Source organism: Coprobacter tertius (assembly GCF_024330105.1).
In the GTDB taxonomy this organism is placed as follows: domain Bacteria; phylum Bacteroidota; class Bacteroidia; order Bacteroidales; family Coprobacteraceae; genus Coprobacter; species Coprobacter tertius.
Map to the genome: position 1 here is coordinate 11,142 of NZ_JANDHW010000001.1, position 11,319 is coordinate 22,460.

Consider the following 11,319-nt stretch of genomic DNA (forward strand, 5'->3'; position numbering starts at 1 on the left):
GATCATCCTGATGGCACTCTTTTTTGTCTGTTTTACTTTACAACATGCATACGCCAAACACTATTGGCCAAACGAAATGGGAGGTATAAAACAAGAATGGCTCCCACAAGAAGGCGTAATTAACTTATCATTCCCGGTATGGGATGATCATGGTTCGGACGCTTTGACCTGGAACGCCGGATTCTCTCCAAATTCCGGTTGGCTCGATCTTACGATCGGATCTTCAACATTCCGTGTTTACTGCGATTCAGGTAACGGGAAAGGAGGTAATGCGACATGTTCCCAAACGAAAGGCTCCGATAAGTTCTCATACACAAAATCCCGTTCTGGAACTATAGACTGGATTCACATCAAATTTTATGTACCACAAGGACTATTGAATACAAATGTCAATATAGGATTTAATGGAGTCTGGTGGAACGACGGAGCGACATCAGATCAAACAATCAGCCAAAGCCTGTCCATCTCTACAACAGCCACTTTGCCGGATATTTCTATCGAAAACCCCGTATTTACCCAAAGCGAAGATAAGCCCCAAGTCTCGATTTCATGGAATAAATTAAATGGAGGTACAACAGAGATTCGGAATTTAGGAAAAATAAACTTAAGGAAAGAGTCCTCAAATGGAGAAATTATTTCATCTGTAGAAACAACAGAGGACTCCGGTACTTTTTTAATCGATGCAACAGACATAGATCTAATCCGGGAAAACAAATACGTAGTCACACAGGACTTTTCAGTAGAAAACATATCCGTTTCATCGACCAGCAACACCGTCACCCTTCCGGCTTATCCACAAGTAAATAAAATAGAGGGTGCATTCGATGAATCGCAACGGCAAATTAAAATATCCTGGTCGGTTGGAGGTACTTCAAGTCAAAATTATATAAAAGATAATTTTTTGCTATCTTACAATTACAGCCTCAACGGACAAACCGAAAAAACAGAACTCGTTAAAATTCCATACAGCCTAGGAGTAACTAACTATACTTACAATGTAGATATACCCGAAAAAGCAATAGGTACCTATAATTTTTCAATCATAAGAGAAAAAACAAAAGACCTCTCTGCCTGGAATAACAAGTTCAAAAAAGAGCTGAATAATGTAACGATAAATACCATACATTTATCGATAAATGATTCGCATGTAGTATTATTAGAAAACGGAAAATCATTGATTTATTGGAAAACAAACGGAGATGTATGGAGTAATGGCAGTAAATTCGTACTTACGCGGCAGAACATCACATTGAATACGGTCGAAGACATAGAACTTCCCAAAAACAATATAACCGATAAACCCTCACCTGACGAATTTACATCGGAAGAAGAATATAACAAATATAAAGACAAATTCGAAGACGACAATTCGGGTGCATATATCGACGATATGCTGCAATTATGTAACGAATATCGGTATAAATTACAGGTAAAACCGAATCCTCTTACATATAGCCCCTTAGAACCTATATATACTCCCGAAAGCATAATTCCGACAGATCAAGGTGACCTCGTAGCCCAAATGAGTGCATCAAAAGGATATTTTACCGATCGCGTTGAAATTTCCTGGTCGGTAATAGGTGCTACTTTCGATAATTTTTCTGTTCGCCGTCGTATATATGATCCCGATCACGCAAATGATGACAATTATGATCAAATAGCGTCTGTATCAGGAGCGGCGACTCAATCGACCTATTCGGTAGAAGATAAAAACTGTGTACCTGGCCTCATTTACCAATACAAAATCGTCGGACTATCGAACTGTGCCAATAAAGTGGTCGAAAGTAAGACCCAACCAAAAACAATCGGGTTCAGAGCCCCTACCGGACAAATTATCGGAAGAATCACTTTTACAAATAGCGAACAAGCGGTAGAAGGTGTGGATGTACGAGTTAGCGGTCCAGAATCTCTCAGCGGACAAAGTGTAAAATTCGAAGGAAATGCCGATTCGTATTTAGAAACCGATAATAACTTACCGCAAACGTCTTTAGCTTATACGATACAGGCTTACGTGAAACCCTCAACTGAACATACTACCGGAACTATCCTGCAAAAAGGGAATTACGAAATCGGGTTAGATGCCGGCATCCCCTATTTTAAAATTACTAAGGGCACGCAATCCGAGTCGGTCACCGCAACCCAAATTTTAACGCCCGAAAGATTCTCACATATATCGGCCGTATGCAAACAGGTTGCAGGTAAAACACAAATGGTTTTATACCTGTATACGGCAAACGAAGCAGGTATCGATACATTATCGGTATATACGCATGACGTCAGTTTATCAAATATTCAAAAAGAAGCAGGTAAAGCGATCATAGGCAAAAATCTTAACGGACATATCGATGAAGTTCGGGTTTGGGATAGATCGTTAACTCAGGAAGAAATCATCCAAAACCATAACCGTTTTCTAGCCGCTAACGAAGACGGCTTAGCCGCATACTGGCGTTTCGATGAACCAGTTACTTCCGAATTTTACGACTTGTCATTTTACAGAACTAAATACAATGAAAATCATGGCAAATCACATAATATAACACTTGATAAAAAGGTGATACCCGAACCGGATCAGCTTTCATTCAGAGGTGTAACCGACAAAAACGGCAACTATCGTATTACAGGAGTTCCTTATTCGGGAGACGGAACGGAATATACATTAGTTCCCTATTTTGGAACTCACCAATTCTCTCCCGGTGAAAAGACCATCGTCATCGGACAAACTTCATCGATGTTTAATATTGATTTTAAAGATTTCTCATCATTTAAAATAGAAGGCACCGTATATTACGAAAAAAGTACAATACCAGTCGAGGGCGTTATGTTCTATATCGACGGTAAAATCGCATCCCTCAGTAACGGAGAAATAATAAGCAGTTCTGAAGACGGTAAATTCTCGATAAATGTCCCGGTGGGACAGCATGAAGTAAAAGCCGCTAAACAAAACCATATATTTGTAAATGACGGCAAATTGAAAAATTCGTTCAATGCCGATCTCGACTATCAGGAAAACAAAAGCGATATACGCTTCTGGGATGCCACTCGAGTACGGGTAATCGGGCGAATTGCTGGTGGAACTATTCAAGATACGATTCCTGTCGGACACTCACTTTCGAAAAACAACCTGGGAGAAAAAATATCACTAACCTTACAATTAAAAGATGATTCTAAAGGCAAGATATTTTATTATGAAGATAAAAATACTGGAAATACTCAAACAGAAGAAACAGTAACGATAAAACATTTTCATCCAGAACACAAAAACACGATAAAATCGAATGCCACTTCTGTTACGATTACTACCGATCCCGAAACCGGAGAGTTTGTCGCCGATCTTATTCCCGAGCAATACAAAATCGCCAATATCGCAGTTACAGGATATACCGGCCTAAAAGACGAAAATATATTGGATCTTTCTAATGCATTTAATGAACAAAACAGTATTTACAGCCTTCTTCCCGATGAAGACGGAACAGTGAAAGAAGATACGGTAAAGTATAACAAAATATACAAATTCATACACCGTATCGATCCAGTAGTACGCTTTAGCCAGATAAATGGTATGGGCAAAACCTATTTCGGAAGTCTTGACTACAAAATAATGAATCTCGATGGGAAAACCGAGCAACTTACCCTGTATAATGAACAAAAAAATGAGTATTTAATGGGAAAACCGATCTTCGAGAAAGGTAAAACATATAAATTTAAAATAGACGCTTACGAAGAATACCCCTTCTACCGGAATATTTCCAAGAATTCGGCACCGGAAATCACATCATACGACAAGGTTCCCGTCAAAGGAGGCACCGTTAAAATTTCAAATGGTTTTGCTAAAGTCACAAACGAACCGTATACTCTCGATAAAAACGGTTCTGTTACCGTTGCATACCAAACAAAAGAACCTGACTTAAACAATATAGAAAAAAATATTGAAGTCACATTCGAATTCAACGGTAAAACAATCTCCGCTCCTTCCGTTACGGGATATCATATAGGAGGGGTACAAACAGGAGGTAAAGATTTTGTCACCGAAGGTCCAACAGAAGCCTTAATGATTTTAAGGGATCCGCCAGGATCACAAAGTTATGCCTATGCAGAGGAAGGTTTGACAATTTCAAATAAAACTACTATCACTTCCGGGAGCATTACCGATTCGGGAGCCGGAACAACGGCTCTGATGGGTCTCAATCTAACAACCAGTGTAGGAGTAGGTGTAGAAACAGAAACCTCAGTCGATAGCGAAAATTCTCTGGGAGTAACAGTATCTACTAAAAGCGACGATAACGAATCGAATTCTACAGTCTCCTCAACGACATTAAATACACGCTTCCAAACCAGCAACGATCCACTGTATGACGGACGCAACGGCGACCTTATCGTAGCGAATTCTACAAATATTACTTACGGCATAGAAAATTTGTTGGGTATAGCCCCAATCGGTCCCAATGCAGGAGAAGATATAAAAGAAACTGTAGGCAATTACTGCATTTCGTCGAAAAAAACACTGTCTATCGGTAAACACTTCGGCACGTTATTGGTTTACCCTCAAATATTTATCGAACAAACCTTATTGCCCAAACTTACCGGACTCCGAGACGCAGTACTTCTCGATAAAGGAACGACCGACACATACGCTAAAACATTGGCTAACGAAAGAAAAACGCCCGTATATGTTTCAAAATATGACAAGAATAACGAAAACTTCGGAAAAACCAATACCGACGCTGCTACTTTCGACGGAGATAGTTATAAGATTATTTTCCCAGATGGATACGACGACAAAGCGGCAACAGACACAATCGCATCATTAAACAATTCTATTGACTCATGGATAAAGATTCTGGCCGATAATGAACAGAAAAAAGTAGAATCTATCTTATTTAAAAATTTCTCGTTCCAAGCCGGTGCCGGAATCGAATATTCCGAAGAATACAGTACAAGTGAAGAAAGAAATCAATCCTTTTCATTTACTATAAATAATGAAACTGTGGCAGAATTGGGAGCGACAGTAAACGGATTCGGTGCAAAAATGACCATTAATGAGGCTGTCGAGACAAATTCAACAACTGAATCCGGTTCATCTGAAGAAAAAACAAAAAAAATCGGATTTGTCTTACAAGAAGAAGGTGACGATGATTACATCAGTGTTGATATACGAAAAGAAAAAGGAACATCAACCGGTACCGATTTTGTTTATTATACACAAGGTGGAGCAACTTCATGTCCGTATGAGGGACCTGAAGTTACTCGTTATTTCGAACCGGGAAAACATAAACTAAGCGAAGGTACATTACGTATTGAAGTACCTAAAATTGAAGCAGCTGTTAAAACAATATCGGGAGTTCCGTCTAATAAAGCAGCAGTATTTAAATTATTGTTGAGTAACGATTCGGAAGCACAGGAAGACGCGATATACATATTAAAAATGGATGATGCCTCGAATAAAAGCGGAGCCAAATTTTCGATCGACGGAGTAGCGCTAAGTACAGGTCGTGCTTTTGTCGTTCCCTACGGTAATATTCTCGAAAAAACGCTGGAAGTACGTATGGGTGACAAATATGATTACGAAAATATGAATCTGATTTTAGCATCCCAATGTCAATACGATCCAACTGATTTCCTCGAAGATATTGCCGATACCGTTTCCCTGTCGGTACATTTTATCCCTACAAGTACCGATGTTAATATTAAATCACCGGGAAATAACTGGGTTTTAAACCTAAATTCACCCAAACTAGATAATGGAACCCATTATCTACCAATAACCGTTGATGGATTCGACATAAACTTCCGAAATTTCCATCATATCGCAGTACAGTACAAACCCTCTTCGTCATCCGATAAAGATTGGCAAAACATTAAAACATTTTATGCAAACGACGAATATTATAATCAAGCTCAGGAAACAGAAAAAGCAATGATAGAAGGCTCGGTTATCAATTGCAATTTTTCCGGTACACTCGACCAAAGTTACGATATCAGAGCCGTAAGTTATTGCACGATGGGAACCGGATATGTAACTTCCGAATCAAATGTCGTCAGTGGGAAACGAGATCTCGTATTACCGAAACTATTCGGTACACCCAAACCGGCCAGCGGAATTTTAGGAATTGACGACAACATCCAGATCGACTTTAACGAAGCATTAGCCGAAGGATATTTCACCAACGCCAACTTCGAAGTAACAGCCATTAAAAATGGGTCAAATGGGAACCATGATGTATCGGTCTACTTAAATGGCGAAACCGACTATCTGTCTACTGAATTCGATAAAAACATGACCGATAAAAGCATGACACTAGAACTATGGGTAAAACCTCGTGATCCGAATCGGTCCGGGACCTTATTTACTCATGGCAACAATCCTGATATTTTCGAGGTAAGCCTCACCTCCGATAAACGTATCGAAGTACAATTAGACAATAAAAAATACACGTCGAATGTTATCAATATGGCATCGGGGCAATGGGCTCATATTGCAGTCGTATACGACAATGACCGACATAACTTAAAAGCCTTTTACAATTATGAATCAGTAATAAACCAAAACGAGGTGCCCCCTTATAAAGGCATCGGAAAAATTGAATTCGGACGTAATGTAAACAAAACGAATTATTTTGCTGGAGGAATGCATGAAGCTCGTTTTTGGGATGAAGCTCGATCGATCTCGGATATTAAATCGAAAAGCCTTTCTATACTCTCCGGGATGGAATCTTCACTGGTAACTTATCTGCCTATGGATGAAGGAGAAGGCTCTTTAATAATAGACAAAGCTCGTGGAAACAATGCCTCTCTACACGGAACATGGAGTACTCCTGCTGGAAAAGCAACACAATTCGACAATGCTACCGGAATGCTGATTATAAACAGCTCGGAAATACCTATTAAAGAAGGTGAAGATTTTACGCTGGAATTTTGGTTCCGTACAACAGCAACCACTCAAGCCGATGCGGCGTTGGTCGATAACGGAAAAGCCGACGGGAACGAACAAGGAAACAAAGCCAACAAATTTTTTGTCGGCTTTGAAAATAATCAACTTATCTTCCGTAGCAAAGGTTACAAAGAAATCGTCAACGGTTTTTACATGAATCGAGAATGGCACCATTTTGCAATTTCTGTAAACCGGAATTCGGGAAATGCCCAAATATTTATGGACGGAGAACTCAAAAACTATTTCAGAAGCGATAGTGTAGGCGGCATATCTGGATCACAAATTTATCTGGGAGCCTGCTGTTGGTTAGATCCTAAATTACCCGATTTAAATCATAAAGACCGTTTCTTTTCTGGACAAATCGACGAACTGCGAATATGGAATAGTGCTCTTACACAATCGATTATCAGCCGGAATACCCATAAAAAAATGAATGGCTCGGAGATGGGTCTTATCGCTTATTATCCTTTTGAAAAATATATCGTTAACACATCTAACATCAAAGAATTAATATATACTCTCGAAGATCAGGCACAAAAAAAATATTCTGCTGTCGCAGAGGGAAATGCATCGGAAACCGACGAAAAAGCCCCTCTGAAATCGAAAGGTCCTGAACAGAATGTAAAATATAGCTTTGTAACCAATGGAAGCTCGATTATTATCAATCTCGAAGAAGCTCCCGAGGTATTAGAAAAAACGATTGTCAATGTAGCATTAAAAGATGTACGCGATCTGAATGGAAATGTAGATCCTACCGTTTATCGTTGGAGTGCATATATAGACCGCAACCAACTGAAATGGGGTGAAAGCAAAATTTCTATCGACAAAACTTTATATGAACCTTATGAATTCCAAGTCACTTTAAGCAATGTCGGTGGAAGTATTAAAAACTTTACCTTAGAAAGTCTGCCCGCATGGCTGAGTGCTGATCCGATGGGCGGAGAATTAAACCCGAAAGAAAGCAAAAAAATTACGTTTACGATCGACGAAGGGACAAATGTAGGAACATACGAAGAAGTCATTTACGTAAAAGGAGAAAACAATGTGACCGAACCGTTACAGCTCTCTCTGAAAGTAAATAGCAAAAAACCGGAATGGACTGTAAATCCGGCAGATTATAAATACAATATGTCTCTTTTCGGGAAAATACGTATCAATACGATTTTCTCTACCGACAAAGAAGATTTGCTTGCAGCTTTTGAAAATGGGAAATGTATAGGAGTGGCTAATAACAGTTACGATCGAGATCAAGATATGTGGTATACCTTCCTTACCATATTCAATAACAAGAAGCAAACTAATGATATAGAATTCCGGATATGGGATGCCAGCACGGGAAAAATATATTATGCAACCCCAGATAAAACAATCCGATTTGTCAACGACGGTGTAGAAGGAACTCCTAAAAAACCGATTATATTCGATGGTAAAGAGATACTCTTTCAAAATATTGATATTACAGAAGGCTGGAACTGGATATCATTTAATCTGTCAAATATAGACCTGACAAAAGTTTCTGCTACATTGAAAAACGGAAACTGGACAACATCGGATATTGTAAAAAATCAAAACTTCTTCGACTCTTATTCTAAAAATAAAGGCTGGACAGGGACTCTGACTCAAAATGGTGGTTTCGACAATGTCTCTTTATATATGATACATTCCTCTGATAATCAAATTTTAAGTGTTGACGGATCTTTTATCGATCCTAAAACAGCACCAATAAATATTTTAGGAAACCGATGGAATTATATCGGATATCTACCCTCAACAAATATTACTGTAAAAGAAGCGATGGCCGGATATGATGCTCAAGAAGGTGATATTCTGAAATCTCAAAATCAGTTTTGCATGTATTCCGGTACCGGATGGATTGGAAATCTGAAATATATGGAACCGAATAAGGGATATATGTTATTACGTACAGCTTCCGATAATGTAATCTTTACTTATCCTTCTTCATCGGGAATCTTAACTGAAAAAAAAGAACAACGAAACAAAATCGCTACATATAGCTTAATGCCTGACGCATATACTAATTATAATTATGCCGAAAATATGAGCATCATCGCTATATCTGACGAAGTGAAACCCGGAGACAAAATAAAAGGTTATATCGATGGTATATTAAGAGGTGTAAGCGAGGGAATAAAAGTAGGTGAAAGAATTCTTAATTTCATATCTATTTCCGGAGATAACAGTGACCGAGAGATCAGATTCGAACTAGATAGACAAGGAGAAACTATCGCCCGATCCAGAACAATCATCCCATACCGGTCAAACAATATCTCGGGTACCGTACTGCAACCGGTAAAAATCGATTTTGGATTCTCGGTAAAAAATGCTTCGGTTTATCCTAATCCTTTTACTGATATACTGAATATCCGAGTTTCGACAAATCCAGGAGATCGGGTAGAAATTGCTGTTTACAATATTCTCGGCCAACCAGTTATACAATGGGATAAAAAAGTAGTCCAAAGTAACATTTATCAAGTAAGTTGGAACGGTACCATGGGAAATTTGTCTTGCGAACCGGGAATTTACCTCGTACGTGTAAACGTAAACGGAACAACATCAATCCATAAAATAGAAAAACAATAATTATAAAAGCTGTTTCTAACCTTTTAATAAAAGGTTAGAAACAGCTTAACAGTTTATCTTATGAAAAATCCAATTAAATATTCTCTAACTCTTTTCCTTTTTATCCTGGGATTAAATAGCTGTCAGAAAGAAGAAGTTTATAAAACATTTCCCCCTCCGGTTTGGCAGGTAGAAGACACGAAATATTCGGTAAATATGACAGCTGTCGTGGTATTACCTCCAAACATGCAGGCACTTTATCAAAAAAACGACCAAATAGCTGCTTTTGTAAATGACGAATGCCGTGGTATAGGCCAATTTGTAGACAACGCATTTTTTATCACAATCAAAGGATTACCGGAGGAAATCTCAAAAGTTTCATTCAAATATTATAATAATCAGAATCAGTACATGTACTCCACTGATGCTTTCTTATCGTTCGAGCAAGACGCCATTTTCGGCACTATTGATGCCCCTGAAATATTAACATTGAATATAGTACAATAATATGGATAAGAATAAAAACAAAATAAAAACAACTAAATATGTTTTGGTAAGTATTTTTCTTTTAGCATATGTAACCGAAAGTTTTTCAAATTCGAGAGAAATACCGAATAAAACCGAAACACTTTCAAACTGGTATGTAGAAATGGGATTGGGCGGTCAATTTTATTTTTCTAAAGGCGCATCAAGACTGAGCTTTGGAGAACATATTTCTCCCGCTATATCCATTACGGGAGGCAAGTGGTTTTCGCCTTATTGGGGAACAAGAATTCAAGCAAACGGATACGGTTTTAACGGATACAGTACGACCGATGGCATATACTTGAACGATCCGTTAACTAATAGCTTTATTTACGGGCCGAATGATCCGGCTAGAAATGAAAATAAGATCCGCCCTGATGGAAGTTACCGCCGTAACCTCCGTTACTTAAACACACATATCGACTTTCAGGTTAGCTTGGCCAATTTGGTAATAGGCTATAATCCCAGTGGTAAATGGGATATTATACCTGCAGTAGGAATCGGATATGCCCATACGTTTGCTTACAAAGGTACACCGAATATAAATGTCGTTTCAACAAATTTTTCTTTGATCGGAAAATATAAATTTCCGAAAGGTTTCGATTTGAACCTCGAAATTCAAAACTCTCTCTTTCCCGATCAATTCGATGGACGCATCACCGGAAAAATGTATGAAAGCAATTTAGCTATAACTTTAGGGGTAACCTATAATTTTGGAAACCGCAATTTCAATTTTATAAAGCCGAAAAAACAAAAAAGAGAAAAAAGGCCGAGAAAAATTCATTATGTACAAATTATAAACCCGGAAATTTTAAATAGAGTCGAAACAATAAAAACCGTAGTAGATACTGTTTACATAAACAAAGAAGTAAAAATAGAAAAAAAAGTACCGGTAAAAAACAATACACCGATTATGCTGGGATCGATTCTGTTCGATATAGACAATGACATCCCTTCCTACGGACAAGAAATTACTTTTATAAATATCGTAAAATATTTAAATGAGAATCCGGATATAAAAATTAGACTCACCGGTTATGCCGATCAGCAAACCGGAACAACACAATATAATTTGCACCTTTCAGTAAAAAGAAGTATTATGGTCAGAGATATTTTAACGAAAAAATATCATATCGACCGCAAACGTATTGAAGTTCAGGGAGCCGGAATAGATGCACAGCCATACGAACAAAAAAAATGGAACCGGGTAGTAATCATCACTACTGTTCCTCCATCGAATTAATAAACCTCCCGCATACAAAAACAATTTTTATACGAAACTGTAA

At 38.2% G+C, this 11,319-nt stretch carries 3 protein-coding genes; all 3 read left to right on the top strand.

All coding sequences use genetic code 11. The features are described 5' to 3' along the window. Positions 1–10 precede the first annotated feature (10 nt). From NMU02_RS00065 to NMU02_RS00075, 3 genes are read left to right on the top strand one after another with little or no spacing between them, the layout of a single operon-like run. Entirely contained in the window at positions 11–9,529 is a 9,519-nt protein-coding gene (locus NMU02_RS00065; RefSeq protein ID WP_255024960.1) for a LamG-like jellyroll fold domain-containing protein, read from the top strand. A gap of 60 nt (positions 9,530–9,589) precedes the next feature. Then, the gene (locus NMU02_RS00070) at positions 9,590–10,015 is read left to right on the top strand and encodes a hypothetical protein (protein ID WP_255024962.1); all 426 of its coding nucleotides are present in this window, start codon (positions 9,590–9,592) and stop codon (positions 10,013–10,015) included. A gap of 1 nt (position 10,016) precedes the next feature. Continuing rightward, complete coding sequence (locus NMU02_RS00075) at positions 10,017–11,276, top strand: OmpA family protein (RefSeq protein WP_255024963.1); 1,260 nt, start codon at positions 10,017–10,019, stop codon at positions 11,274–11,276. Positions 11,277–11,319: the final 43 nt, after the last annotated feature.

Coding starts and splice junctions, on each gene's coding strand:
- NMU02_RS00065 (WP_255024960.1), top strand. CDS start 11: ATGGCACTCTTTTTTGTCTGTTTTACTTTACAACATGCATACGCCAAA.
- NMU02_RS00070 (WP_255024962.1), top strand. CDS start 9,590: ATGAAAAATCCAATTAAATATTCTCTAACTCTTTTCCTTTTTATCCTG.
- NMU02_RS00075 (WP_255024963.1), top strand. CDS start 10,017: ATGGATAAGAATAAAAACAAAATAAAAACAACTAAATATGTTTTGGTA.